We start from the raw sequence: 23,273 nt of genomic DNA, 5'->3' as shown, positions 1-23,273 counted from the left end.
AGTATGTGCCGGTTCCGGCCGTGGGTCACAGCCAGCGCGGCGGGATGATGCCGTAGTAACCGCCCAGCAGCTGCCGGTAGTCGGTGCTCTCCAGGTGCTGGTCCCGGATGAACTCCGGGGCGTCCTTGACCTGTTCCTTGGTCAGTCCGACCTGGATCCGCTTCTCCTCCACGTCGATACCGGTGACGGTACCCGCCGGGAGGAGGACCTCCTTGCCGAAGATCCACGGGCCGGTGTCCACGACCAGATAGGCCGATCCGGCCTCGTCGGAGTGCTTGTCGACCTTCCCGATGCTGCCGTCGGCGGCCTCCACCTTGTAACCGGACAGGTCCACGTCCGTGATGCGGTCAACGGTGACGCGGTAGGCCCAGACGTTCTCAGACATAAGTGGAACAGCTCCTCCATCGATCCGTGTCCGTCATCGCGCGCCTGCCCCCTGCGGTCGGGGCTACACCCCCCATGCCCCGATCCGGGCTGACTCCCCGTGAGGAGCGGTCGGCGCAGGGCCTGGTGGGGGCGAACCCCGGCGCCGGTCCGGGGCTCGGGGCTACGCTCCGCAGATGGAACGCGCAGAGGTACTCAAGCGAGTGATCGGCATCCTCACCGACGCCCAGGACATCCGTCGGGCCGCCGAGGCGGGGGAGATCGACGAGAACGGCGAAGGCGGGGAGGACGGCGCCGGCTCGGCGCCGACAGCCGGTGTGGCCACGCTGCTCCTGAACGAGATGCTGCCGTCGATCAGGGTGCCGGCGGATGCCTCTCCCCAGCAGGTGGCCGCCCTCGTGGCGGAGGCACTTGGTCCGGCCCTGCACACCATGGTCTCGGGCTTCAGCCTGGCGTTCACCAGCCTCGCGATGGTGCACGACAGCGGACGGACGGACATCTCCTCGATCGGGGTCCTCCAGGAGCTCGCCCTGGAGATCGAGGCGGGGACCTACGACGAGGGCGCATAGCACCTCGCCGCGAGCCCCGGCCCCGGCCCTGGCTCTGCCCCGGTCCCGGTCCCGGCCCCGCGGCCGTCCGGCAGGCCGTCGGGCGTCCGGCCTGCCGGCGGAGGTCGTTACTCCGCGTCGTCGTCGCTCGTACGGGTCGTCTTCCGCTCCTGCCGCCGCCTCAATTCCTCCGGGCTCTTGCCCTCGACCCGCTTGCTGGCCTCGGGGTGCACCGGGTCCGGACCGGGATGTTCCTGCGCCTGCTCCGCACGGCCCTCTCCCGACTTCTCGCGCCTGTCCTCCGTACCCTGCATGGCTGTCTCTCCCTCGCGCTCGCGGTTCTCGTCGACATGAACTGCCCGGACATCCACCACCTACCCGCGAACGGCCGGGGTGACCTCCTCCTACGGCCCATCCTGGGCCGATCGGTGACCGGCGGCCACGCCATGCGTCATCCGGCCCAGCAGCGGGAAGGCGCCCCGCATGCCGGAAACGATCACCAGCCTCGCCACCCGTGTCGCCCGCCGCCGCCGTGAGCCGGTCGCCGTCCAAGCTCTGCGTTCCACCGCCGCCGCCGTGATCAGTTATGTCGTGGCGCTCCGCCTCAGCAGCGAGCCGTTGCCACTGACCGCCCCACTGACCGCCCTGCTCGTCGTCCAGGTCACCCTGTACTCCACCCTCACCACCAGCATCCGCCGGGTGAACTCGGTGGTCGTCGGCGTGCTGATCGCGATCGGCTTCAGCGCGCTGGTGGGTCTGACCTGGTGGAGCCTGGGCCTGCTGATCCTCGCCTCGCTGGTCGTGGGCCACCTGGTGCGCGTGGACGAGTTCGTGCCCGAGGTCGCGATCAGCGCCATGCTCGTCCTCGGCGTCACCCAGGTCACGGACACCGCATGGGACCGGGTCCTGGAGACGATCATCGGCGCGGTGGTCGGGCTGCTGGTCAACCTGCTCCTGGCGCCGCCGGTGTGGGTCGGCCCGGCCGGCGAGGCGATCACCGACCTCGCCCGGCGCATGAGCCGACTGCTCGACCACTTGGGTGAGGAACCCTCCGGACCGGCCCGGGTCGAGCAGGCCGCGGCCCGGCTGCACGAGGCGCGCCGCCTGGACAACGACATCGCCCAGGTCGACGCGGCCCTCCGGCAGGCCGAGGACAGCCTCCGGCTCAATCCGCGGGTCAAGGAGGGGCTGCTCTTCAGGCTGGTGCTGCGGACCGGCCTGGACACGCTGGAGATCTGCGCGGTCGTGCTCCGCGTGGCCTGCCGGACGTTGACCGACCTGGCCCGGGCCCGCCCGGACGGACCGCTCTTCGAACCGGCGACCGCGACCGCGCTACGGGAGGTGCTCCGCCATACGGCCGTCGCGGTGGAAAGCTTCGCCCAGCTGATCACCGCGCAGGTCAGCGCCAACGCGGAAGAGGCCGAGGCCCGACTGACCGGCGAACTGGCCGTCGCCCGGGCCCACCGCGACCGGCTCGCGGTCCTGCTGCTGGCCGCCGCCCGCGAGGACCCGGTCCACTGGCAGCTGAGCGGCGCGCTGCTCACCGAGATCGACCGGGTCCTGGACGAGCTGGGCGTGGACAAGCGTTCCCAGCGTCTGCTGGAAGAACTCGACCAGCACACCCGCACCCGGCGCAGGCGCTGGAAGACGCTGAAGCGGCCGCGGCAGGACGCCGAGTGAGGAAAGCTGGGGCCATGGTGCACGTACTGGGCAGCAGGATCCTGCTGCGCCCCACGGACCCCGAACGCTCGCGCGCCTTCTACGGCGAGACCCTGGGGCTGGCGATCCACCGCGAGTTCGGCACCGGCCCCGAACGCGGCACGGTCTACTTCCTCGGCGGCGGTTTCCTCGAACTGTCCGGCCGCGCCGAGGCGCCGCCCGCGCCGGGCCTGAGGTTGTGGCTGCAGGTCGAGGACGCGCAGGCGGCGTACGAGGAGCTGCGCGGCCGGGACGCCGAGGTACTGCGACCTCCCGAGCGCGAGCCCTGGGGCCTGATCGAGATGTGGATCGCAGACCCCGACGGCGTGCGGATCGCCGTGGTGGAGGTTCCGTCCGACCACCCGCTGCGCTTCCGGCCCTGATCCGCCGGACGTCCCTCAGCGGGCGCTGCCGAGATCGCGGTCGGACTCGGAACCTTCGAGCATCAAGGTGGTCTCCTCGATACGGCTGAACCGGCCGTCGGGCGCGAACTCGCCGAACAGGTAGACCTCGGTGCGCACCGTCGAACCGTCCGTCTTGGTGACGCGGACGGTGTGCCGGTCGGCGTACTTGAGGCCGTCGTACAGCTCCTCGTGCACCTCGATACGACCGTGGTCGACGACGGTGCGCAGGTGGGAGATGTGCTCGAGGAAGCCGGCCCGGTCCGCCCACTCGCCGTCCGTGCGCTGGCGGTACTCCGGGGCGAAGTGGCGGTCGGCGGCTTCCTCGACGGTGAGGTCGCGGTTGAGGAGCAGGTCGGTGAGGGCGGCCGTGATACCGGTGCGCGTCATGGGACTGCCTTTCGATGCAGAACGGAAGTGAACTGCGTGCGCGGCGCACGCTTCTCGAGAACCATAACAGTGATGCGTGCGCAGCGCACGCTATTCTTCTGTCGTGGACAACGAGATCGGGCAAGAGATCGCGGACGCGCTGGGCATCCTGCTCAAGCGCACGACCCGCACGAACCTGCACCAGCGCCTCACGGAAGGCATGGGCGAGGCCGTCGACGACGTGACCTACCCCGTGCTCAGCGCCCTGGCCCGCACCGGCCCCCGAAGCGCGGCGGACCTGGCCCACGACGTGGGGGTCGACCGCTCCGGCGTGACCCGTCGCGCCTCCCGGCTGGAGGACGCGGGCCTCATCCGCCGCGAGCCGGACCCCACCGACCGGCGCGCACACCTCCTCGTCCTGACCGAGGAGGGGCGGCTCGTCGTGGCGCGGCTGCGCGCGCGCCTGGCGGACCACATCACGGCGAGCCTCTCCTCCTGGCCCCCGGGCGAGGCCGAGGCCTTCGCCCGCCACCTGCGCCGCTTCACGGTCGAAGGCCCCTTCGCCTGAGGACGGTTCGGATGCGCCGGAGTCAGGGAGAAGGAGAGGGGGTAGCGTCCAGCCCGTGGCGGAACACCAGGAGCAGACCAGGGCGGCCTACGACGGGGTCGTCGACCTCTACGCGTCGTTGTTCGCCGATCGGCTGGAGACGCAGCCGTTCGCGCGGGCCATGCTCACCACCTTCGCCGAGCTGGTGCGCGATACGGGGAACCGGCGAACGGTCGACGTCGGCTGCGGGCCCGGGCATCTGACGGCCATGCTGCACGACCTGGGGCTGGACGCTTTCGGGATCGACATCTCCCCGGGCATGGTCGACCACGCCCGGCGGGCCCGTTCCGCGCTGCGATTCGACGAGGCGCGGATGGAGGCCCTGCCGGTCGAGGACCGCGCGCTGGGCGGGGTGCTGGCCCACTACTCGATGATCCATACGCCGCCCGGGGAACTGCCCGCGCTCCTCGCCGAGCAGGCGCGCGTCCTCGCGTACGGAGGCCTGATCATGGTCTCGTTCTTCGCCACCGACGGACCGGAGCCGGTCCGCTTCGACCACAAGGTGGCTCCCGCCTACAGCTGGCCGGTGGACCGGCTCGCCGAGATGCTGGCCGGGGCCGGGCTGGCGACCTTCGCCCGGCTGATCCACGACCCGGCCTCCGAGCGCGGCTTCCTCGACGCCCACCTGCTGGCGCGCCGCACGCCGGCCACGAGCGGGCCGAGGGCATCCGGGTCCGGCGGCTCAGGTCGTTCCGCGTAGCCGCGCCCAGGCCGCCCGGTCCGTCACGCGCCCACGCTCCGTTCCATGAGCGGTGGGCGGTGGGCGGCGGACGGCAGGCGGGGTCCGAGCGGCAGAAGGAGATGGTCGCCGTCGCCCGCCGGGCGGACGCGGCGATGCGTCAGGCGCGCATCCCCGCACCGGCCGATGTGGTCAGCCGCTCCAGTTCCTGCAGGCGTTCGCGCGTCTCCTGGTCCAGCGGCACGTACGTCACGAGCCGCGGACCGGTTCGCGGTCCGAGCCACAGGTTGTTGTGCTCCACGTACAACATGCCCACCTGCGCGTTGCGGATGTACTTCGCCTTCGCGACCTGCCCGCCGACCACCTCGTGACGGGCCCACACCTCCCGGAACTCCGCCGACGCCTCCTCCAGCCGGGCCAGCAGCGTCTTCCACGCGGGCTCCGCCAGGTGCTCGGCCATGGCCGCCCGGAACCTCGCCGCCATGATCCGATGCGTGCTCGGCAGGTCGACCACCGATTCCTGCCACACGGGGTCGGTGAAGGCGAGCCACATGCAGTTGCGCTCCTCCGGCCGCTTGCTGTCCAGGTCGCCGAGCAGACGCCCGTACGTGGCGTTGTACGCGACGATGTCGTACCGGCTGTTCTGGACGCACGCGGGGATGTGGCCCAACTGGTCGATGACGGCCCGTACGGATGGCGTCACGCTGGGGCAGACCGCCGGTTGCACCGGGTCGAGGCTCCCGGCCAACGAGAACAGGTGCTCCCGCTCGCTCACGTCGAGCAGCAGTGCCCGCGCGACCGCGTCCAGCACCTGCCCCGACACCTGGATCTCGCGCGCCTGCTCCAGCCACGTGTACCAGGTCACGCCCACCGACGACAGGTGCGCGACCTCCTCACGGCGGAGCCCGGGCGTCCGCCGGCGCGGCCCGCGCACCAGCCCGACCTGCTCGGGAGTGATCCGCTCACGGCGGGTGCGTAGGAACTCGGCCAGCTCGTGCCGCCGAACATCACTTCCAGGAGCCACAGTGGTCATGATCCCAGCCTGCCGCACCGCTCATCCTGTTGCCAGGTAGTGCCGGTACCTGGATAACGACACTCTGGTACCCGTCTGACGGCCGGGAGATCGTCGGATGGTGACCCAGATCCCTGTACGCAGCAACCCTGTACGCAGCAATCCCGTGCACAGCGACCCCGTGCGCAGCGCTCCCCTCCTCGGTACCGCCGTCCGCGGTACCCCCGACCGCAATGCCTCCGCGCCCCACCTGAGCGGCCTCGGCCTGTTCACGGTGCTCCTCGGTGCGGCCCTGCCCCTGATCGACTTCTTCATCGTCAACGTCGCGCTCCCGTCCATCGAGCACGACCTCGCCGCCGGCCCCGCCCTCCTGGAGCTGGTCGTCGGCGGCTACGGCGTCGCGTACGCCGTCCTGTTGGTCCTCGGCGGGCGCGTCGGCGACAGCCTCGGCCGCCGCCGGCTCTTCCTCCTCGGCATGGCCGCCTTCGGCGTCACCTCGCTGGCCTGCGGCCTCGCCCCGAACGCATGGACCCTCGTCGCCGCCCGCGTGGCCCAAGGCGCGGCCGCCGCCCTCATGCTGCCGCAGGTGCTCGCCACCATCCAGGCCACCACCGAGGGCCCGCGCCGGGCCCGCGCCATGAGCCTGTACGGAGCCACCGGAGGCCTGTCGATGGTCGCCGGGCAGATCCTCGGCGGCGTCCTGGTCGCCGCGGACCTCGCCGGAACCGGCTGGCGCGCGGTGTTCCTGGTCAACGTCCCCGTGGTGCTCCTCGGGTTGATCCTGGCCGTGCGCACGGTCCCCGACACCCGGGCCGGCCGGCCCGCGGCCGTGGACGTGCCCGGCACCCTGCTGCTCGCGCTGTCGCTGATCTCGCTGCTGCTGCCGCTGACCGAGGGGCGGGCAGCGGGCTGGCCGCTGTGGACCTGGATCTCGCTGGGCGTGTTCCCCGTCGCCGCCGTGGCGTTCTACTACACCGAGCGCCGGGCCGACCGTAAGGGCCTCACCCCGCTGGTACCGCCGAGCCTGCTGAGGCTGGAGTCGCTGCGGCGCGGGCTGGTGCTCGTGGTGCCGTTCTCGGTCGGGTTCGGCGGCTTCATGTTCGTCCTCGCCGTGACCCTGCAACAGGGTCTGGACATGGGCCCGGTGGCAGCGGGTCTGGCCCTGGCACCGATGGCCGTGGCCTTCTTCGGGGCCTCGCTGGCCGGGCCGCGCCTGGTCACCCGCTTCGGCAGCCGGATCGTCACCGCCGGAGGCGTCATCCAGGCGGTCGGGCTCGCCCTCCTGCTGGCCACCCTGCGCCATGGCTGGCCGGACCTCGGCCCGGCGGCCCTCGCTCCGGGCATCGCCCTGGCGGGACTGGGCCAGGGCTTCCAACTGCCCGTACTGGTACGCCTGATGCTCTCGGACGTCCCCAACGACCGGGCCGGAGCGGGCAGTGGCGTCATGATCACCGCCCAGCAGTCCGCCGTGGCGCTCGGCGTCGCCACGCTGGGAAGCCTCTTCCTGGCCCTGGTCCCGACGTCCGGCATGCGCGTGGCCGTGTCCGTCGCCCTGCTCGTCCAGCTCGGCCTCATCACGCTGACCGTCCTGCTCAGCCTCCGCCTTCCCCGCATGCGCTGACCGGACGGCAGCGGTACGAGGCACCGGGGCGGCCGGGTGGATACGCCGAGGCGCCCGCGCGCGGTAGGTCGGTCAGAAGGATCGGGATCCATGACCGGGACCTACCGCGCGCGGGCGCCTGGCCCGCCCCCACCGGGGACCGCTGTCGGTCAGCCCGCGGCGAGGAGCGTGAGCGTGTCGATCACGCGGTTCGAGAAGCCCCACTCGTTGTCGTACCAGGCGACCACCTTGACGTGGCGGCCGTCGACACGGGTGAGCTCCGAGTCGAAGATCGACGAAGCCGGGTTGCCCGTGATGTCGGAGGACACCAGCGGGTCCTCGGAGTACTCCAGCACGCCGGCCAGCGGTCCCTGCGCCGCGGCGCGGTAGGCCTCGAGGATCTCCTCGCGCGTCACGTCGCGGGCGACGGTGGTGTTGAGCTCGACGATCGAGCCCACCGGGACCGGCACGCGGATCGAGTCGCCCGACAGCTTGCCGTCGAGCTCCGGCAGCACCAGACCGATCGCCTTCGCGGCGCCCGTCGAGGTCGGCACGATGTTGACACCGGCGGCGCGGGCACGGCGCGGGTCGCGGTGCGGGCCGTCCTGCAGGTTCTGCTCCTGGGTGTAGGCGTGCACCGTGGTCATGAAGCCGTGCTCGATGCCGGCGAGCTCGTGCAGGACGGCGGCCAGCGGAGCCAGCGCGTTGGTCGTGCAGGACGCGTTCGAGACGATCGTGTGCTCGGCCGGGTCGTAGGCGTCGGTGTTGACACCGAACGCGAGCGTGACGTCGGCGCCGTCGGACGGGGCGCTGACCAGAACCTTGCGCGCACCCGCCTTGATGTGGCCACGGGCGGCCTCGGCCGAGGTGAAGCGGCCGGTCGCCTCCAGTACGAGGTCGACATCGAGCTCGGCCCACGGCAGCTGCTCCGGCTCACGCTCGGCGAGCACCGTGATGCGGTGGCCGTCGACGACGAGCACATTCCCCTCGACGGTCACCGGGCGGCCGAGCCGGCCCGACGTGGTGTCGTAGGCGAGCAGCCGGGCGAGGGTCGCGGGCTCCGTCAGGTCGTTGACGGCGACGACCTCGAGGTCGGTGTCGCGCTCGAGGAGCGCGCGCAGCACGTTGCGACCGATGCGGCCGAATCCGTTGATGGCAATGCGAGTCATGAGCGATGTCCCTTTCGTTCGCCATCAGGTTCGCTCTTCGTCACCCTCCGCGACAGCGGCGAGATCGCCATGGTTCGTAAGGATCTCGCCACCGGAGGGAGCGGGCCGACCCTGGGGCGGATGCCCGACCTACGGCGGCCTACTCGCCCTGGGTGAAGGTGCGCCGGTACTCGGTCGGGGTGGTGCCGAGGATGCGGTGGAAGTGCAGCCGCAGATTGGCGCCCGTACCGAGGCCGACGTCGTCGGCGATCTGCTCGACACCGCGCTCCGAGCGCTCCAGCAGCTCACGGGCCACGTCGATCCGCGCCCGCATGACCCACTGCATCGGCGTGTACCCGGTGTCCTCGGCGAAACGCCGCGAGAACGTCCGGGGCGAGACACCCGCCTGCTGGGCCAGCGCCTCCAGGGTCAGTGGTTCGCCCAGGTGGTGCAGCGCCCACTCGCGGGTGGCGGCGAACCGCTCGCCGAGCGGCTCGGGCACGCTGCGCGGCACGTACTGGGCCTGGCCGCCGCTGCGGTAGGGGGCCGCGACCAGCCGGCGGGCCGCGTGGTTCGAGGCGGACACGCCGAGGTCGCGGCGCAGGATGTGCAGACACAGGTCGATGCCCGAGGCGGCGCCGGCGGAGGTGAGCACGCTGCCCTCGTCGACGAACAGGACGTTCTCGTCGAGGTGGATGAGCGGATGTTTCGCGGCGAGGGCCCGGGCGTAGTGCCAGTGGGTCGTCGCACGTTTCCCGTCGAGCAGACCGGTCGCGGCGAGCGCGAACGCGCCCGTCGAGATGGCGGCGAGCCGCGCGCCCCGGTCGTGGGCGGCGATCAGCGCCTCGATGACGGCCGGCGGCGGGTCGTCGCGGTCGGGGAAGCGGTAGCCGGGGACGAAGACGATGTCGGCCCACGCGAGCGCGTCGAGCCCGTGGGTGACGTGGTACGACAGGCCGTCGCCGCCGGTGACCAGGCCGGGAGCCGCACCGCAGACCCGCACCTCGTACGGCATGCTCGCGCGGGTCGTGAACACCTGCGCGGGGATACCGACGTCGAGGGGCTTCGCGCCTTCGAGGACGAGGACGGCTACACGGTGGAGGCGGGAGGGCGACACGGGATTCAGGGTACGGCGGGGGAGAGGACGCCCCCCATCCGGACGCTCCGCGCGAACGGCGAGGCGAGCGTCCGGACGTGTCGTGGGCGTGCCGGGCGGGTCGGGAGCGTACGGTGTCCCGCCCCACCCGGACACGGCCGGCGTCAGAGTCGCCGGGCGATGAGGTCCAGGTCCCCTCGGGTGAACCCGGGGCCGTCGGAGCCGTCCGGGGCGAAGGACTCGATGACCGCCTGGACGACGGGCGCCGCGTCCGTACCGGTCACATCGGTGAACTGCACGTTGTAGAAGATGAGCCGGCCGTCGACGTCCTCGTTGGAGATCTCCAGGACCTCGTCGAGCCAGTCGGTCGCCTTGGCCACGTTGCCCAGCTCGCGCTCCAGTTCCCGCAGACAGCTACGGCCGATGCCCGGCAGCAGCGTCACCGCCAGCGCCGTGGCATCGGCGAAGGTGCGTACGTCGGGCCAGAAGGTGTTGATGGGCCGAGGGCGGGCCGTGTCCGTGAAGTCGAAGAAGGTGAGTGTGTGGCGCACGCACACGTGGTGCACGTTCTCCTGGGCCGCGGTCAGCGTCAGGGTCACCTGCCGCCCGCTCACGTCGGCGCGGACCGTGGCGGTGGCGGCCGGGGCCGCGGAGTCGGCGTACGCCGCGATCGACGGCGCGTTCACGCGGGCCGCGGTGAAGAGGCGCAGGCCCTGCTCGGGCGTCGGGAACGGGGTCATCCCCTTGCGCAGGTTCTGCTTGGTCGTGGAGTCGTACACCCACTGCTCGCGCAGCGGCGGGTAGAGCACCCGCCCACCGCGTTCGACGCGTTCGGCGGCGAGGTGCGCGGTCTGCAGGTGCCGGTGCAGGGTGGTCCACAGCGCGGCGTCGTACACACCGCGTCCGTCGTCCGCCTCCGCGGCGAGCAACCAGGCCGTCTCCAGGTCCTTGAGCGCGAGCGACACGGCGTCCATCCGCCGCGTGCCCGGCCCTCCCGGTACCGCTTCCGTGTCGGGGTCGAAGTTCATGCCCGGATCGTTGGCCGGGCTCTGCGGACCGAGCGACACCATCAGCGGCAGGTTCCACAGCAGGCGGTGCGGGTTGGGGCTGCCGTTGTGCCCCGCCATGGCCACGGCCTCGGCGACGCTCTCGCCGGCCACCGACCAGCACAGACTCCAGAACGCCCGCGCCGCTCCCTGGACCTGCGAGACCTTCGAGTTCCAGGCCGGGGTGAGCTGCTCGGCGATCGAACTGAGGCGCTCCTTGGAGATCTTGTGGTGCAGTGCCCCGGCTTTCCACTCGGTGGGTAACGCGTAGGCCGCTTTGCCGTCGTTCAGCGGCTTGACCGCCCACTTGGTCTTGTCCGGGACCTCTCGGCCACTGCTCGGTGGTGGCGCCGGCCTGCCGGCCACCGGAGACGTCGTCATGGCACTCCCTTCACGGCCCACCGAGCGCGGGCCGGGCCCATCTTCGAGTCCTCGAGGAGCGGCCGTCCACCGGTTCCGGTGCATTGGGGAGGGTGGGACGACAGGCACCGCAAGAGCCGCCGCAACCACCCCGTGGACCTCATCCGCCCCGCCCCGCGAGGCCCGTCCGACGCCTTGCCGAAGCCCGGGAAAACGGCGGGCCACGACAGGCCGCCGCCCGTTACGATCGGCCCTTCACCCGATCATGGCGGTCCCACGGAGGCACCGATGACACTCGCCCCTGCGCGGACACCCGCCCACCCCGAACGGCTGGAGCAAGGACATCCGTTCCGCCAGTGGAAGACCTGGCGCATACCCGGCACCGAACTGACCCTCACCGGGTACTCCCGCGCCAACGACAAGACGTTCTTCCACATCCCCGAACTGCGCTGCGCGCTCGACGCCGGACTGACGGAAGGCCGTCAGCCGGAAACCGTCTTCCTCACCCACACCCACCACGACCATTCCAAAGACCTCGACCACCTCGCGGCCAGGCCCGACGGGGTCGACATCCACCTGCCGTCCGCGGCCCTGCCGTACGTGGAGACCTTTCTGCGGGCCTCCGCCGAACTGAACCACGGCGCCGCCTACGATCCGGCCCTCGCCGCGGGCTGTCGGCTCCACGGGGTGCGCGGCGGAGACGAGTTCAGCTTCGGACGTCGCGGCCACCACGTACGGGTGGTGGAGTGCGCGCACAAGGTGCCGTGCGTGGGATACGCGTTCTCCGAACGCCGCAAGGCGCTGCTGCCCGAGTACGAGGAACTGCGGCACACCCTCGCCGAACAGGGCCGGGGCGCGGAGTTCGGCCGCGTCCTGGCGCAGCGCCGCAAGGACGGCGTCGAGGTGGAACGAGAGGTACGCAAGCCGCTGTTCGCCTTCCTCGGCGACACCCACGTGAGCGTCTTCGAGGACAACCCGTGGCTCTTCGCGTACCCGGTGATCATCACCGAGTGCACCTATCTCGACGACGCCGAACTCGAACGGGCCGACCGGGTCGGACACACCGTATGGAGCCGGTTGAAGCCCGTCGTCGAGGCCCACCCGGACACGCTCTTCGTCCTCACCCACTTCAGCCTGCGCCACTCGGACCAGGACGTCCTGGACTTCTTCCGCGACGAGCGGCCCGACAACGTACTGCTGTGGGCGCACCCGGACAGCCGACTGCCCGAGCAGCACCAGCACGGGTGACGGCCGCCGCAGGCCGCCGCACCTGAGGCCCGGGGGTCAGGAACCCGCCAGGGCGTCCCGCAACCGGCGCGCCTGCTTCAGCAGTTGGGAGGACCCCGGCCGCCGGGCGAGCGCCGTCACCTCGGGCAGCTCACCCCGCGCACCCGACAACCGGGCGGAGTCCGCGGCGACGGCCAGCAGCGCCCCGTGCAGCTGAGGCCGGGTACGGGCCAGCAGGCCCGGGAGGGCGGTGGCCAGGACCGCCCACACCGCCCCGGCACCCTCGGGTAGGGCGACGGTCGCCCGCAGCGACTCCGTCAGCAGGGGCACCTTGAGGGTGCCCAGCTCCACGAGTTCGGTCAGCTCCCGCCCCAGCAGTTCGCCGTCGAGGCGGTCCCGCGAGGCCAGTGCCGCCAGCGCGCGCCCGGCGGCCTCCCGGTCGGGCTCGGGCAGGGAGGCGAGTCCGTACGCGACGGCCAGATGCACGGCGGGCCCGGCCGGACCGTCGGCCGCGGCGAGCGCCTCCAGGAAGGTGGGGGAGCCCCTGCCGTCCTGGTCGGCAGCCGACGCGACACCCGTCAGCAGCCGGGCCGCGGCTATCTCGGGGTGCCAGGGCAGGGTCGCGACCGTATGGGCGTCCCGGAAGTCCGGCAGGGTCCAGTGGGGACAGGAGATCTGCGGCTCGAACACGCGGAACAGTGACCAGAACTGCCGGGGGAACGCGCCGCGACCTTCGATGGCCTCGTGCCCCACCAGGATCCGGCGTCCGATCCGCGCTCCCCGGCGCTTGCTGGGAGCCTCGGCCTCACCCGCTTCGCGCTCCCGCCGCCAGGCCGGCTGGGGCAGACCACCCTGTCGAAGCCAGGCGGCCAGCCGGATCCCTTCCGCCGATTCCAGGCTCTCCGCGGCCCGCACCACTTCGGGGCCGATCAGGCCGCCGCAGCGCAGCAAGGCCTGTCCCAGGTCCGCCGGTCCGGGCCGGATACCGAGGCGTTCGTACTCGGCCAGGCGCTCGACCAGTGCGTACGCCTCCACCGCGCCGGTCGGCCCGTTCGGTACGGAGAGCAGGAACGGTATGTGATCACCGGCCCGCAACCGGGCCGCGACCTCGCCGGCGCGCGCGCCCGCTACATAGCCCGGTGCCTCGTGCTGACACAGTTCGAGCCAGCCGGTCCCGGAGTTCTCCCAGGACTCCTCCGCCCGCACCGGACCGACCGCCGCACCGACGATCGCCGCCAGGCACCGCACCTTCGCGTGCGGCATCACCGTGAACGCGCGGGGGACGGGGCCCAGCGCGGCGGTCAGTGCCTCACGGTCCCGGAAACTGTGGCTCACCACGGCGTTGAGCAGCCGTTCGAACGCCACCACGCCGGGGTCGCGGCGACCCGCGAGCACGGTCGCGACCTCGTCGGCGAGCGCCCCGAGCGACGGTACGGTGAATTCCCCCTCGATCATGTGATGCAGGCTAGCCGCCGCCACTGACAACGCCGCCCGGGGCGTGATGACGTCAGAGCGGATCACCGAGGGGCCCGTACTCCGCCTCCAGGTTCCTGGCCCAGTGCGCGGCGAAGTCGGGTCGGGTGCCGTCGACGTCCGTGAACCCGTACTCCTTGTACAGATCCCAGGTGGCCAGCGCCCGGCCGGTCCTGGCCAGGACGTCCGGGTCGGCCGCCAGGGCCACGACCGCCCGCCCCAGATAAGCCGGAGTCTCGGAATGGGCGAAATTCGGGTCCGCGGCGGCGCCGTCACGCCAGTTGGCCTCGGTGACGCCGAAATGCTCCAGCATCGCCTCCGAGCGCAGGAACCCCGGCGTCAGGGAGACGGCCGCGACACCGTGCGGCCGCAGCTCGGCCGCCTGCCCGACGGCCAGCCGGATCACCGCCGATTTCGCCATGTCGTAGAAGAAGGAGCCGCGGTAGCGGGCGGTGTTGCCGTCGGTGACCTCCACGACCAGGCCGCTCCCGCGGGCGACCATGAGCGGCAGCGCGTACCGGCTGGTGATCACATGGGTCTCCACCGCCCGACGCAGGAGGCGCAGGCCTCGGTCCAGGTCCTGTTCCCACAGCGGGTGTTCCCAGTCGGTGAGCGCGTCGCCACCCCAGACGGAGTTGACCAGGACGTCGAGCCGGCCGTCCTGCTCGGCGGCGATCCGCGCCACCAGGTCCCGGACCTGCTCAGGGTCGCTGTGGTCGGTGCGGACCGGGATGCCCAGGCCTCCGGCGGCGGTGATCCTCTCGGCCGTTTCCTCGATGGTCTCGGGGCGGTCGAGGTCGGAGCGCTGTGTTCCGCTGCTGCGGCCGGTCACGTAGACCGTCGCGCCGGCGGCTCCGAGCTCGATGGCGATGCCCCGCCCGCCGCCTCGGGTGCCGCCTGCGACCAGTGCGACCTTGCCGGCGAGCTGTCCCGTCTTCGTCGTCATCTCTTCTCCAGGTCTTCCTGCGGGTTCACGTGGTAGGGGTGGTCGTGGCGCCGGCGGTGGCGGTGTACGGGGCCAGTACGACGTCGAGTGCGTGCCGGACACGACGGACGAGGGTGTCCTGCCGGTCGAGCGCCCAGCTGAGCCCGGTACCCGAGGTGACGGCCTGCACGGTCGCGGTGAGCGTGTCGACTTCCGTCGTGGCACGGAGCTCGCCCGTGGAAACGGCCTCCGCCAGCAGCGCGCGGACCGCCCGGCGCTGGGCCTCGTGCACGGCGAGGGCCCGCTCGTGCAGTTCGGGGTCCGTGAGATCCATGCAGAGGAACGCCAGATGATGGGCGAAGGTCTCCGGAGAGACCATCGGAGCCATCCACTCCGCGAGGAGGGCGGCCAAGGCTGCGAGCGCCGATTCCTGCTCTCCGCGGATCCGGTCGGACAGCGTGTCCGCGTCCTGCACGGACCGGTCGGCCAGGGCCAGGATCAGGCCGCGCTTGGAGCCGAACCGCTGCATGAGCGTGCCCGGCACCAGCCCTACCTCGCGCGCCACCGCCGCCAGGGTCAGCCCGGACGGCCCCAGCCGCCCCATCACCCGCGCCGCCGCTCGCAGGATCACCACGTCTTCCACCCCGCGGGGACGTCCGGCCACGGTCACTCCTCTTTAATAAATGCACGTGCATGTATTAAAGCACGCAGGGCCCGCTGGGTAACGTTGGCCCATGATCGATATGCCGTCACGGGTGGAACTGCACCCGCTCACCCTTTCCGACCGGGACGAATTCTGCACGCTCGTCCGGGCCAGCTCCGCGCTGTACGGGTCGCGGATGCAGCTCCCCGCGACCGCGGACGAGTTCCAGGCCTGGATGCGCCGCTTCGACGACGGAACCAACCGGGGCTTCCTGGTCCGGGTCCGGGAGACCGGCACGGCCGCCGGCATGGTCAACATCAACTCCATCATCCGGGGCCGCTACCAGGGCGCGTCCCTCGGCTACGCGGCCTTCGCCCCGTCCGCGGGCCGTGGCTATATGACCGAAGGCGTCGCCGCCGTGGTGCGGCACGCCTTCACCGACCTGCGGCTCCACCGGCTGGAGGCCAACATCCAGCCGGGCAACGAAGCCTCCCTGGCCCTGGTCCGGCGGTTGGGCTTCCGCTACGAGGGCCTCTCGCCCGCCTACCTCTACATCGGCGGAGACTGGCGCGACCACGAACGCTGGGCCATCAGCGCCCCGAGCCCCTGGACGCCCGATCCGACCCTGCCCGAGATCTGAGCCGCACGGCGCCGACGCCGCCGGGGAGACGCGTCACGGCGAGCCGGCCAACAGCCGGCGCTGGTGGTCGCGCGCCGGTTCGTCGTAGTACTTGTCCGACCAGTGTCCGGCGGTGAGCGGCACCGGTGCTTCGACACCCGTCTCGGGGCCGGGCGTCGGCTGGTGCGCGGCCAGGCGGAGCGAGTCCCGGAAGCGATGGTGGTTGAACAGGCGGGAGAACTCGGTGAAGTAGATCTCCGCGAGCCCGTGGTCGCCCCTTATCACCAGCATGTTCTCGTCGTTCTTGTTCGCGGAGGGATTGCTGAAGTTGGCCGAGCCGGTGACCACGACCGGATCGTCGCCGAGCGGGTCGATCAGCAGGTACTTCGTGTGCAGGTACTCGATGTTCTCGGAGAACGGGTTGTCGTGCTCGGCGGCCCAGCCCGCCATGCCGCCCTCCTCGACGAGGCCGCAGGCCACCAGCTCGGTCTCGGGATCGGTGACCAGGCTCCGGTGCGCGTCGGCGATGCCGGCGTTCTCGAACAGCAGCCAACGCAGCGCCGAGTGGTCGCCGGGGAGCTGGTCGGCGAACCGGGGGTCGAAGTTGAACGGGAACGTGATGCACACCAGGTCCCGGGCCGATCCGAACAGCTCGGCCCAGCGGTCCTGGGCCGTGGTGTGCGTGTGCGGGCTGAACACGACCGATATGCCCGCGGGCCAAGGGTCGGGCAGCGGGCTGTGGGCGTCCACCCAGTTGTTGAGGGTGCCGGGGGTCGGGTCCGCGACGAGCTGGGCCCAGTAGTCGAGGTACTGCCGTGCGACAGAGGCGTCGGTGACGGTGTGTCCGACATTGGACTGGCCGAAGATCCCGTTCTCGGTGATGTTGGTCGACCCGGTCCAGACGGCCCGGGGCACACCCTCGTGGCTCGCGACCACGAACTTGTTGTGCGGGATCGTGGCCCGCGTGCGCCAGGACACGACCAGGTCGTCGATACCTGCGGCGGCCACCGCTTCGCGGTTGTGCGGGTGGTCGAACACGACGAGTCCGACGTCCACGCCCGTGTCGGCGGCCACGCGGAAGGCGTTGAGCACGGGCAGGTACTCGAACTCGTACAGCGCCGCCCGCAGCTGCCCACGGTCGCCGTCGGCCCTGCCGATGAAGGCGAGCAACGCCTCCTCCAAACCGCGCGAAAGCCAGCGCCAGGCCTCCCGGTTGGGTACGTCGCGCGGGTGGCGGTTCTCGAAGCGCTCGGCGTAGGCCTGCGAGGCGTACACACCACGGTTGAACCAGACACCGTGCACGCCCGGCTCCTCGGTGCGCACCCGTAGCTCGACCGTCGAGACCGGGGTGAGTTCCTCCCCCGGGGTTCCGGTCATGGTGTGCACGCGGTAGGTGTACGTCCGCCCCGGCTGGGCGCGGTAGTCGGCCCAGGTGAAGGTCTGGAACGGGTTCCAGTTGGACCCCCACCGGCGCCTCGCCTGCGGAAAGCGGAGGCGGTTGTCGAGCCAGCGATGCCGGCCTTCGGCATGGTCGAACCGCTCGACTCCAAAACCGAGTACGTCGCCCATGGCGGCACGATCGTGGTCGAACCCCAGGACCACCACATGGGTCCCGGCGATGGCTTGTACGCGCAATGGCCCGGAACTGCTCTGCACTCTCATGCCTATGCCTCCCGGTCCCCGGGACGTCAAGACCAGCGTCACCCCGGGCCGGGTCGAGCGCACTCCGACGAGGCCGGGCTCCTCCGCGCTCCCTCTCGCCCCTCTCACGGCTCAGCTCCACCGGGCCGGTGGCGCGGCCCCGGGCGGTCGGACGAGGACCCCGCCCGGGGCTGGGACACCTGACCGGCGGCTTCCGCCAGGCCGGGGGCGCCGGAGGACGGCGAGCAGCGCCGGGACCCGCTCCGGATACGGGTCCGGGCTCAGGCCAGGGGCGCGGCCGGGGCGAGTGCGCCCAGGGCGTTGATGGCGGTGTCCCAGGGGAAGTGGATCGGGGCGTCGGGGTCGGCGGGGTCCGGGGTGTATCCGGTTTCGCCGTGGAGGAGCTCGACTCCGGCGTTACGCAGTGTGCTCAGGGATACGTCGAACTGGGGGTGCGCGGCCAGCGCGGTGTTGGTGCAGGGCATCGCTATGACGGGGGTGCGCTTGCCGGTCGCCTCGGCGGCGAGGCCGACGACGAGGTTGTCGGTCAGGCCGAGGGCCCACGCGTTGATGGTGTTGAAGGTGGCAGGGGCGAAGAGGACGGCGTCGGCCGCCGGCCATACGTCCGGCTGGCCCGGGAGCTTGTACTGCCAGCGCACGGGATGGCCGGTCAGAGCGGCGAGTCCGTCAAGGCTTTCGGAGAGCCAGTGTGCGGCGGTGGGGGTGAGGCCGAGGCATACGTCCCAGCCGCGGGCCTGGGCGTCCTCGATGACCCGGGCGACGTCGAAGACGGGCGGGGCGGCGGAGCAGAGCAGGTGGAGAGTCTTCGTGGTCATGCCGCAATATGATCACATGCTTCGAGCTTGATCACGTTTTCCGGATCGGGGCAGTTTCCGAGGGCTCGGAACCGACGGCGCCGGAGCGTGCGGACGTTCCCGACAGCCGTCCGCGCCGGCACCGGGCCGACGGTTCAGTCCGTGAGCTCGGCCGCCAGTCGGCGTGCCCGGTCCAGCCAGGCCGCGCGCTCCTCGTCGGAGGAGTCCGTGACCGTCCGGAAGGCGGTCCGTCGCACGTCGGTGATGCCCGCATAGGGGAGGACGCATGCCGCCCAGATCCGTTGCAGCGGGTCGCCGAACTCCGCCTCCTCCCGGGCGAGAGGAGTGTCGGACGTGTTCAGGACGAGCGCCCGGTCGGCCTTCAGGAGCGGTGCGGGCTCGCCGTCCGCCGTACCCAGCTTGTAGGCGACGCCCGGCGCGAGTACGCGCTGTACCCAGCCCGTCAGAACGGCGGGCGGCATCCCCCACCAGTTGGGATGGACGAACACCAGGGCGTCGAGGGTGGCCAACTCCCTCTGGTGCAGCGCCACCTGCGGATCGCGAGCGCCCGGCGCCACCTCGACCGTGCCGGTCTCCTCGGCGGACAGCGACGACGGGAAATTCTCGGCGCACAGGTCGTGCGCGACCACCTGGCACCCCCGGGCGCGCAGCTCTTCCACAACGGCGTCGAACACGGCGTGGTTGAAACTCCCCGGCCGCGGGTGTGCGAGGTACACCCCGATCTGCATGTGCGTCCCCCAGTCGATACGAGCCTTCGTCGCCGCCTGTCCGAGGCGCCGGCCGACTCACTCCCGTCCTCATTCTCGTTCCCGCTCGGCGGCCACCGAGCACCGGGGCCGGGTTGCGCGGCCCCGGCGGCGGTCCACGCCACTGCGCGTGCGCGCCCCGCCCGGATGGGGGAAGCTGGATTCAGCCGCACCGCCGACAGCGGGACAGAAGGGCGAGGAGGCCTCGTGGAAACCTCAGAAGACGGCCGGCTCATTCGCGCACCCCGGTCCTGGTTCAAGGCCCGGGTGCGGACCGCCACCATTCTGTGCGCGGCGGCGGCTCTTGCCGCGGCCGCCGTCCCGGCCTCCGCGCAGAGCCCCCGGGCCGTGACGGCTCCGGCGGAGCCCCTCGTGGTCGTCGACTGCTTCTCGCAGTCCCAGGTACGCCCCGAGGAGTACTTGCTGGCCTGCGGAGACGGCAACAACCGCCTCGTCGGGCTGAAGTGGGACACGTGGGGTCCGAAGACCGCGACGGCCAAGGGCACCGACATGGTGAACGACTGTGTCCCCTACTGTGCCGCGGGCCGCTTCCGGTCCTACCCGGTGACGGTGACCCTCAGCGGTCCCGAGCCCTGGCCGGGCCACCCGGACGTGCAGCGCTTCACCACGATCCGGCTCCTGTACACGGACACCGCACCGGCCCCGGTCGCGAAGGACGTCACGTACAAGCTCGTGTACTGACCTTGCGCGCCGGCTCGTTCCGACCTTGCACGCTGACCGGCTCGACCGGTCAGCGTGCCTGATCCTGATCCGGGTCGGGGTCCGTGGCCAGACGGGCGTGGCATTCGACGTCGTAGCGGATGCCGTCGTAAGCGAGCTTCTGGCGCTGCAGCCCTTCCACGGAGAAGCCCGCGGCGTGAGCCACCCGGCATGATCCGGGGTTGTTCACCCGGTGCCCCAGCTCCAGCCGGTACAGTTCGGCCTCCTCGAACGCCCAGCGCGCGAGAACCCGGCAGGCATGAGAAGCTACGCCCCGCCCCCGTGCCGCAGCCGTCGTCCAGTAGGAGACCCAGCCGACGGAGTGCCGCCGGTTCACCGCGCCGACCGACACCTGTCCGAGCACCGCGTCGGCGCCGTCGACGACGACGAAGGCGAAGGCGGAGCCGGACTCCCACTCGTCGGCACGCTCCGCGATCCACCGCTGCGCGTCTTCCGACGAACCGATGGGCCGGCTGGTCTGCTCACGCATGAGGGGATCCGCGAACGCCGCCGCCACCGCGGCCGCATCGCGCGGGGCCCATCTACGCAGCACCAAACCCGAGGAAACCTCGACACGTTCACGCATGCCGCGAGTCTTCCTCGCCGTCAACAGTCCTGTCATCCCGATTCTCGGGCCGCCGGGCCCGATGGACGTACGCGTATGCGGGTGAGCTCTTCGGCTATGTCGCGTCTCGCGTCCCTGGATTTGACTGGGGTCATGACCAAGACGACGAAGAACGAGAACGAGTACAAGGACCAGGGCGACATGACCGCTCACCACGCTGACGCGGGCGGTCTCACCCTGGTGATCGGGGGAACCGGCAAGACCGGCCGCAAGGTCGCCGAGCGACTCACGGCCCAGGGCCGCCGAGTCAGGGTCGGATCCCGCAGCGGTGAGCCGCCTTTCGACTGGAACGATCCGACGACCTGGCTCCCCGCGCTCGCAGGCGTCGACCGGGTGTACGTGACCTACTACCCCGATCTCGCCTTCCCCGGGGCGTCCGCCCAGGTGGCGGCCTTCGCGGAGGTGGCGGTGGCGGCCGGGGCGCGCCGCCTGGTGCTGCTGTCGGGGCGGGGCGAGGAGGCGGCGCGTACGAGTGAGGAGGGGCTGAAAGCGTCCGGCGCGGACTGGACGATCGTCCGGTCGAGTTGGTTCAACCAGAACTTCGACCAGAGCTTCTTCCTCGACTCCGTCCGGTCGGGCGAGATCGTGCTGCCGACGGCGGACGCGGTCGAGGCGTTCGTGGACACCGGAGACATCGCCGACGTGGTGGTGGCCGCGCTCACCGATGACCGGCACATCGGGAAGACGTACGAGCTGTCGGGGCCGCGCCTGCTCAGCTTCGACGACGTGGCCGCCGAGCTCTCGAAGGTGACAGGCCGTGAGATCGCCTATGCTCCGATCCCGATGGAGGACTATCGTGCGGTGCTGCGTGAGAACGGGCTGCCGGAGGACTTCGCCGAACTGTTCACCCTGATCCTGGACGGGCGCAACGCGCACCTCGTCAACGGGGTCGAGGAGGTACTGGGGCGGCCGCCCCGTGATTTCTCGGATTTCGCCCGGGAGGCGGCGGCCACCGGCGTCTGGGACCTGGGGGCTGTCTGATGCAGACCCGCCGCGCCTGGGACCGTGCCGGGGTGTTGTCGCGTCGTGGGGAGGATGTGCGTATGGACATGCTGGCCGGTCTCCTTGCGGGCCCCAGGCCAGGGGCGCGTTTCTGCAGAAGTCGGTGCTGAACCCTCCCTGGTCGATGCGGATCGAGGACCGTGCCCCGCTGTCGGTGGTGACCATGGTGCAGGGCTCGGCCTGGCTGCTGCCCGACGACCCGGACGCCGAGCCGGTACGGATCGACCCCGGGGACGTGGCACTCGTACGGGGGCCCGCCCCGTACACGGTCTCCGACCTGCCGGACACCCCCGTCCAGATCACGGTGGGGCCGGACCAGCGGTGCAGTACGCCGGAGGGAGTGGACGTCTCGGATTCGATGGCGCTCGGTGTACGGACCTGGGGCGCCTCCCGCCCCGACGCCGGGGCTGCGGTGATGCTGAGCGGTACGTACCAGGCGCCCGGCGAGGTCGGCGGCCGGCTGCTCAGCGCGCTGCCCACGATCCTGGTGCGGCCGGCCGGGACCGCCGACTCCACCCTGATCACCCTCCTCGCCTCGGAGATCTCCCGTGAGGAGCCGGGCCAGGAGGTGGTCCTGGACCGGCTGTTGGACCTGCTGCTGATCGGGGTGTTGCGGGCGTGGCTCGCGGCCCCCGGGTCCGGCACCCCGGGCTGGTTCCGGGCACAGGGCGATCCGGTGGTCGGGCCGGCGCTACGGCTGCTGCACGAGAGCCCGGCGCACGGGTGGACCGTGGAGGAACTGGCCGTCAAGGTCGGGGTCTCCCGGGCGTCGCTGGCGCGCCGATTCACGGAGCTCGTCGGCGAACCGCCGGTCGGCTATTTGACGGGCTGGCGCCTGGCGCTGGCGGCCGATCACCTGCGTGAACCGGACGCCACGGTCGAGAAGGTGGCCCGCAAGGTGGGCTACAGCAGTGCCTTCGCCCTGTCCGCGGCCTTCAAGCGGGTCCGGGGTGTCAGCCCACGGGAGTTCCGCGCGGGGGTGGCGGCGCAGGACGCGGCGCCGGCGCAGGCACCGCGGGGCACGGTCGTGCTCGGCCGGGCCGTTTCCTGAGTCAGGATCGGCGGGAGACGCCCCGTGCCGAGGGGTCGGGCTCAGGGATCAGGGTTTCGGTAGCTCGGTAGCTCGGTAGCTCGGTCTGGGGAGTTCAGGAGCCCAGGGGCTCAACGCGGTCCGGGGTGAGGGAGAGCCGCGCCACGCGCTGGTCGCCGCTGAGTTCGCCGGTGGGGCGGAAGCCGAGGCCGAGGTAGAAGGGCTCCGGGTTGTTCGCGCCGGTGTTCCAGCTGACGTACGCGTCGTGGATGCCACGGATCCGAATCTCCTCGACGGCCGCCCCGACCGCGAAGCGGCCGTAGCCCTTGCCCTGGTGGCGGGCGTCGATGTTGAGACGCCAGATGCCGCTGCGGCGGTCGTCGGGGTCTACGGCCGGGTTCCAGAGGATGTCGTGGAAGGCCATGACGAAGCCGACGATCTCGTCGCCGTCGACGATGGCGCGGGGCCAGGCCGTCGTGGTGTGCAGGTACGCCTCGGCGAGCGACTTCACCACGGGGGAGACCAGGTGGGCCTGGTCGGGGCGGACCTGTATCGCGCACACCGCGTCGAAGGTCTCGGCGGTGACGGGTTCCAGGCGCAGTGGGGCCGGTGCGGGGGTGTTCGAAGCTGGCATGTGTCCAGCGTATCGCCGGCCCCGACACCCCCTCGTCGGGTTCGCAGCAGGCAGCGGGGCGGCCGTGGCTAAAGATTCACCCAAGGGGTCACCGAAACCCGGCGGAAGATCGAACAGGTGATGTCACGATCGGTCGTTCGCGCTCACAGCGCGTCGCACCGCACTGCATCGCATCGTGCTGTATTGACTGTTGGAAGAGGACGA

General features: G+C 71.5%; 25 protein-coding genes and 1 pseudogene. 11 read left to right on the top strand and 15 right to left on the bottom strand.

The window, feature by feature from the left end:
* Window positions 1-25: 25 nt before the first annotated feature.
* Window positions 26-385, bottom strand: a complete 360-nt coding sequence (locus BCL76_RS31870) for a PRC-barrel domain-containing protein (protein ID WP_109782833.1) — start codon at window positions 383-385, stop codon at window positions 26-28.
* A 175-nt stretch (window positions 386-560) separates the two neighbouring features.
* Between BCL76_RS31870 and BCL76_RS31865 the strand changes: the two genes are divergently transcribed.
* A complete protein-coding gene (locus BCL76_RS31865; RefSeq protein ID WP_109782832.1) occupies window positions 561-953 on the top strand; it encodes a hypothetical protein in 393 nt (130 codons plus the stop codon).
* A 107-nt stretch (window positions 954-1,060) separates the two neighbouring features.
* On the opposite strand, the gene BCL76_RS31860 is transcribed toward BCL76_RS31865, so the two are convergent.
* Entirely contained in the window at window positions 1,061-1,246 is a 186-nt protein-coding gene (locus BCL76_RS31860; RefSeq protein ID WP_030758935.1) for a hypothetical protein, read from the bottom strand.
* A 169-nt stretch (window positions 1,247-1,415) separates the two neighbouring features.
* Here BCL76_RS31860 and BCL76_RS31855 point away from each other — a divergent pair, with 169 nt between their 5' ends.
* Together BCL76_RS31855 and BCL76_RS31850 are read left to right on the top strand one after the other, a co-directional pair.
* Window positions 1,416-2,612, top strand: coding sequence for an FUSC family protein (locus BCL76_RS31855; protein WP_109782830.1), 1,197 nt, complete (start codon window positions 1,416-1,418; stop codon window positions 2,610-2,612).
* Between the two features lie 14 nt (window positions 2,613-2,626).
* A complete protein-coding gene (locus BCL76_RS31850) occupies window positions 2,627-3,013 on the top strand; it encodes a VOC family protein (protein WP_109782829.1) in 387 nt (128 codons plus the stop codon).
* Window positions 3,014-3,028: 15 nt separating this feature from the next.
* Here BCL76_RS31850 and BCL76_RS31845 read toward each other — a convergent pair whose 3' ends face one another.
* The gene (locus BCL76_RS31845; RefSeq protein WP_109782828.1) at window positions 3,029-3,421 is read right to left on the bottom strand and encodes a nuclear transport factor 2 family protein; all 393 of its coding nucleotides are present in this window, start codon (window positions 3,419-3,421) and stop codon (window positions 3,029-3,031) included.
* 103 nt (window positions 3,422-3,524) lie between these two features.
* On the opposite strand from BCL76_RS31845, the gene BCL76_RS31840 reads away from it, so the two are divergent.
* Both BCL76_RS31840 and BCL76_RS31835 read left to right on the top strand, forming a co-directional pair.
* Window positions 3,525-3,968 (top strand): MarR family winged helix-turn-helix transcriptional regulator, encoded by a 444-nt coding sequence (locus BCL76_RS31840; protein WP_109782827.1) that lies wholly within the window; start codon window positions 3,525-3,527, stop codon window positions 3,966-3,968.
* 55 nt (window positions 3,969-4,023) lie between these two features.
* Window positions 4,024-4,707 (top strand): class I SAM-dependent methyltransferase, encoded by a 684-nt coding sequence (locus BCL76_RS31835; RefSeq protein WP_109782826.1) that lies wholly within the window; start codon window positions 4,024-4,026, stop codon window positions 4,705-4,707.
* 139 nt (window positions 4,708-4,846) lie between these two features.
* On the opposite strand, the gene BCL76_RS31830 is transcribed toward BCL76_RS31835, so the two are convergent.
* Window positions 4,847-5,719: a helix-turn-helix transcriptional regulator gene (locus BCL76_RS31830; protein ID WP_109782825.1), complete on the bottom strand. Its 873-nt coding sequence runs from the start codon at window positions 5,717-5,719 to the stop codon at window positions 4,847-4,849.
* 97 nt (window positions 5,720-5,816) lie between these two features.
* Here BCL76_RS31830 and BCL76_RS31825 point away from each other — a divergent pair, with 97 nt between their 5' ends.
* Window positions 5,817-7,319 (top strand): MFS transporter, encoded by a 1,503-nt coding sequence (locus BCL76_RS31825; protein WP_109782824.1) that lies wholly within the window; start codon window positions 5,817-5,819, stop codon window positions 7,317-7,319.
* 149 nt (window positions 7,320-7,468) lie between these two features.
* On the opposite strand, the gene gap is transcribed toward BCL76_RS31825, so the two are convergent.
* From gap to BCL76_RS31810, 3 genes are all read right to left on the bottom strand, one after another.
* Window positions 7,469-8,467, bottom strand: coding sequence for a type I glyceraldehyde-3-phosphate dehydrogenase (gap, locus tag BCL76_RS31820; protein WP_109782823.1), 999 nt, complete (start codon window positions 8,465-8,467; stop codon window positions 7,469-7,471).
* A 139-nt stretch (window positions 8,468-8,606) separates the two neighbouring features.
* Entirely contained in the window at window positions 8,607-9,563 is a 957-nt protein-coding gene (locus tag BCL76_RS31815) for a GlxA family transcriptional regulator (protein ID WP_109782822.1), read from the bottom strand.
* A 143-nt stretch (window positions 9,564-9,706) separates the two neighbouring features.
* Entirely contained in the window at window positions 9,707-10,969 is a 1,263-nt protein-coding gene (locus BCL76_RS31810) for a hypothetical protein (RefSeq protein WP_109782821.1), read from the bottom strand.
* A 267-nt stretch (window positions 10,970-11,236) separates the two neighbouring features.
* Between BCL76_RS31810 and BCL76_RS31805 the strand changes: the two genes are divergently transcribed.
* Complete coding sequence (locus BCL76_RS31805) at window positions 11,237-12,196, top strand: MBL fold metallo-hydrolase (RefSeq protein ID WP_109782820.1); 960 nt, start codon at window positions 11,237-11,239, stop codon at window positions 12,194-12,196.
* 36 nt (window positions 12,197-12,232) lie between these two features.
* On the opposite strand, the gene BCL76_RS31800 is transcribed toward BCL76_RS31805, so the two are convergent.
* The 3 genes from BCL76_RS31800 to BCL76_RS31790 are packed head-to-tail and all read right to left on the bottom strand — an operon-like array spanning window position 12,233 to window position 15,237.
* The gene (locus BCL76_RS31800; protein ID WP_109782819.1) at window positions 12,233-13,630 is read right to left on the bottom strand and encodes a hypothetical protein; all 1,398 of its coding nucleotides are present in this window, start codon (window positions 13,628-13,630) and stop codon (window positions 12,233-12,235) included.
* Between the two features lie 52 nt (window positions 13,631-13,682).
* Complete coding sequence (locus BCL76_RS31795; protein WP_109782818.1) at window positions 13,683-14,594, bottom strand: SDR family oxidoreductase; 912 nt, start codon at window positions 14,592-14,594, stop codon at window positions 13,683-13,685.
* Between the two features lie 25 nt (window positions 14,595-14,619).
* Window positions 14,620-15,237, bottom strand: coding sequence for a TetR/AcrR family transcriptional regulator (locus BCL76_RS31790; protein ID WP_219933996.1), 618 nt, complete (start codon window positions 15,235-15,237; stop codon window positions 14,620-14,622).
* 70 nt (window positions 15,238-15,307) lie between these two features.
* Here BCL76_RS31790 and BCL76_RS31785 point away from each other — a divergent pair, with 70 nt between their 5' ends.
* Window positions 15,308-15,856: a GNAT family N-acetyltransferase gene (locus BCL76_RS31785; RefSeq protein ID WP_109782816.1), complete on the top strand. Its 549-nt coding sequence runs from the start codon at window positions 15,308-15,310 to the stop codon at window positions 15,854-15,856.
* Window positions 15,857-15,889: 33 nt separating this feature from the next.
* Here BCL76_RS31785 and BCL76_RS31780 read toward each other — a convergent pair whose 3' ends face one another.
* The 3 genes from BCL76_RS31780 to BCL76_RS31770 form a co-directional block, all read right to left on the bottom strand.
* The gene (locus BCL76_RS31780; protein ID WP_109782815.1) at window positions 15,890-17,497 is read right to left on the bottom strand and encodes a phospholipase D-like domain-containing protein; all 1,608 of its coding nucleotides are present in this window, start codon (window positions 17,495-17,497) and stop codon (window positions 15,890-15,892) included.
* Between the two features lie 260 nt (window positions 17,498-17,757).
* On the bottom strand, window positions 17,758-18,312 hold the full coding sequence (locus tag BCL76_RS31775; protein WP_109782814.1) for a flavoprotein: 555 nt from the start codon (window positions 18,310-18,312) through the stop codon (window positions 17,758-17,760).
* 134 nt (window positions 18,313-18,446) lie between these two features.
* On the bottom strand, window positions 18,447-19,040 hold the full coding sequence (locus tag BCL76_RS31770) for an NAD(P)H-dependent oxidoreductase (protein WP_109782813.1): 594 nt from the start codon (window positions 19,038-19,040) through the stop codon (window positions 18,447-18,449).
* A gap of 225 nt (window positions 19,041-19,265) precedes the next feature.
* Here BCL76_RS31770 and BCL76_RS31765 point away from each other — a divergent pair, with 225 nt between their 5' ends.
* Entirely contained in the window at window positions 19,266-19,760 is a 495-nt protein-coding gene (locus tag BCL76_RS31765; protein WP_258310012.1) for a hypothetical protein, read from the top strand.
* Window positions 19,761-19,809: 49 nt separating this feature from the next.
* Here BCL76_RS31765 and BCL76_RS31760 read toward each other — a convergent pair whose 3' ends face one another.
* Complete coding sequence (locus tag BCL76_RS31760; protein ID WP_109782812.1) at window positions 19,810-20,364, bottom strand: GNAT family N-acetyltransferase; 555 nt, start codon at window positions 20,362-20,364, stop codon at window positions 19,810-19,812.
* A 180-nt stretch (window positions 20,365-20,544) separates the two neighbouring features.
* Here BCL76_RS31760 and BCL76_RS31755 point away from each other — a divergent pair, with 180 nt between their 5' ends.
* Together BCL76_RS31755 and BCL76_RS31750 are read left to right on the top strand one after the other, a co-directional pair.
* Window positions 20,545-21,384 (top strand): NmrA family NAD(P)-binding protein, encoded by an 840-nt coding sequence (locus BCL76_RS31755; RefSeq protein ID WP_219933999.1) that lies wholly within the window; start codon window positions 20,545-20,547, stop codon window positions 21,382-21,384.
* 62 nt (window positions 21,385-21,446) lie between these two features.
* Window positions 21,447-22,456 (top strand): annotated as a pseudogene (locus tag BCL76_RS31750) (AraC family transcriptional regulator).
* A gap of 94 nt (window positions 22,457-22,550) precedes the next feature.
* Here BCL76_RS31750 and BCL76_RS31745 read toward each other — a convergent pair.
* Window positions 22,551-23,069 (bottom strand): GNAT family N-acetyltransferase, encoded by a 519-nt coding sequence (locus BCL76_RS31745; RefSeq protein WP_109782811.1) that lies wholly within the window; start codon window positions 23,067-23,069, stop codon window positions 22,551-22,553.
* Window positions 23,070-23,273: the final 204 nt, after the last annotated feature.

Origin of the sequence: Streptomyces sp. CG 926, from assembly GCF_003148825.1 — a bacterium.
In the GTDB taxonomy this organism is placed as follows: Bacteria; Actinomycetota; Actinomycetes; order Streptomycetales; family Streptomycetaceae; genus Streptomyces.
This window is presented reverse-complemented; position numbering and strand designations above follow the sequence as displayed.

Excerpts from the sequence above, each read along its gene's own strand:
- BCL76_RS31780 (WP_109782815.1), bottom strand. The coding sequence starts at position 17,497 with ATGAGAGTGCAGAGCAGTTCCGGGCCATTGCGCGTACAAGCCATCGCC.
- gap (WP_109782823.1), bottom strand. The coding sequence starts at position 8,467 with ATGACTCGCATTGCCATCAACGGATTCGGCCGCATCGGTCGCAACGTG.
- BCL76_RS31850 (WP_109782829.1), top strand. The coding sequence starts at position 2,627 with ATGGTGCACGTACTGGGCAGCAGGATCCTGCTGCGCCCCACGGACCCC.
- BCL76_RS31860 (WP_030758935.1), bottom strand. The coding sequence starts at position 1,246 with ATGCAGGGTACGGAGGACAGGCGCGAGAAGTCGGGAGAGGGCCGTGCG.
- BCL76_RS31805 (WP_109782820.1), top strand. The coding sequence starts at position 11,237 with ATGACACTCGCCCCTGCGCGGACACCCGCCCACCCCGAACGGCTGGAG.
- BCL76_RS31770 (WP_109782813.1), bottom strand. The coding sequence starts at position 19,040 with ATGCAGATCGGGGTGTACCTCGCACACCCGCGGCCGGGGAGTTTCAAC.
- BCL76_RS31745 (WP_109782811.1), bottom strand. The coding sequence starts at position 23,069 with ATGCCAGCTTCGAACACCCCCGCACCGGCCCCACTGCGCCTGGAACCC.
- BCL76_RS31810 (WP_109782821.1), bottom strand. The coding sequence starts at position 10,969 with ATGACGACGTCTCCGGTGGCCGGCAGGCCGGCGCCACCACCGAGCAGT.
- BCL76_RS31855 (WP_109782830.1), top strand. The coding sequence starts at position 1,416 with ATGCCGGAAACGATCACCAGCCTCGCCACCCGTGTCGCCCGCCGCCGC.
- BCL76_RS31785 (WP_109782816.1), top strand. The coding sequence starts at position 15,308 with ATGATCGATATGCCGTCACGGGTGGAACTGCACCCGCTCACCCTTTCC.
- BCL76_RS31830 (WP_109782825.1), bottom strand. The coding sequence starts at position 5,719 with ATGACCACTGTGGCTCCTGGAAGTGATGTTCGGCGGCACGAGCTGGCC.
- BCL76_RS31755 (WP_219933999.1), top strand. The coding sequence starts at position 20,545 with ATGACCGCTCACCACGCTGACGCGGGCGGTCTCACCCTGGTGATCGGG.
- BCL76_RS31795 (WP_109782818.1), bottom strand. The coding sequence starts at position 14,594 with ATGACGACGAAGACGGGACAGCTCGCCGGCAAGGTCGCACTGGTCGCA.
- BCL76_RS31760 (WP_109782812.1), bottom strand. The coding sequence starts at position 20,364 with ATGCGTGAACGTGTCGAGGTTTCCTCGGGTTTGGTGCTGCGTAGATGG.
- BCL76_RS31775 (WP_109782814.1), bottom strand. The coding sequence starts at position 18,312 with ATGACCACGAAGACTCTCCACCTGCTCTGCTCCGCCGCCCCGCCCGTC.
- BCL76_RS31865 (WP_109782832.1), top strand. The coding sequence starts at position 561 with ATGGAACGCGCAGAGGTACTCAAGCGAGTGATCGGCATCCTCACCGAC.
- BCL76_RS31870 (WP_109782833.1), bottom strand. The coding sequence starts at position 385 with ATGTCTGAGAACGTCTGGGCCTACCGCGTCACCGTTGACCGCATCACG.
- BCL76_RS31845 (WP_109782828.1), bottom strand. The coding sequence starts at position 3,421 with ATGACGCGCACCGGTATCACGGCCGCCCTCACCGACCTGCTCCTCAAC.
- BCL76_RS31800 (WP_109782819.1), bottom strand. The coding sequence starts at position 13,630 with ATGATCGAGGGGGAATTCACCGTACCGTCGCTCGGGGCGCTCGCCGAC.
- BCL76_RS31825 (WP_109782824.1), top strand. The coding sequence starts at position 5,817 with ATGGTGACCCAGATCCCTGTACGCAGCAACCCTGTACGCAGCAATCCC.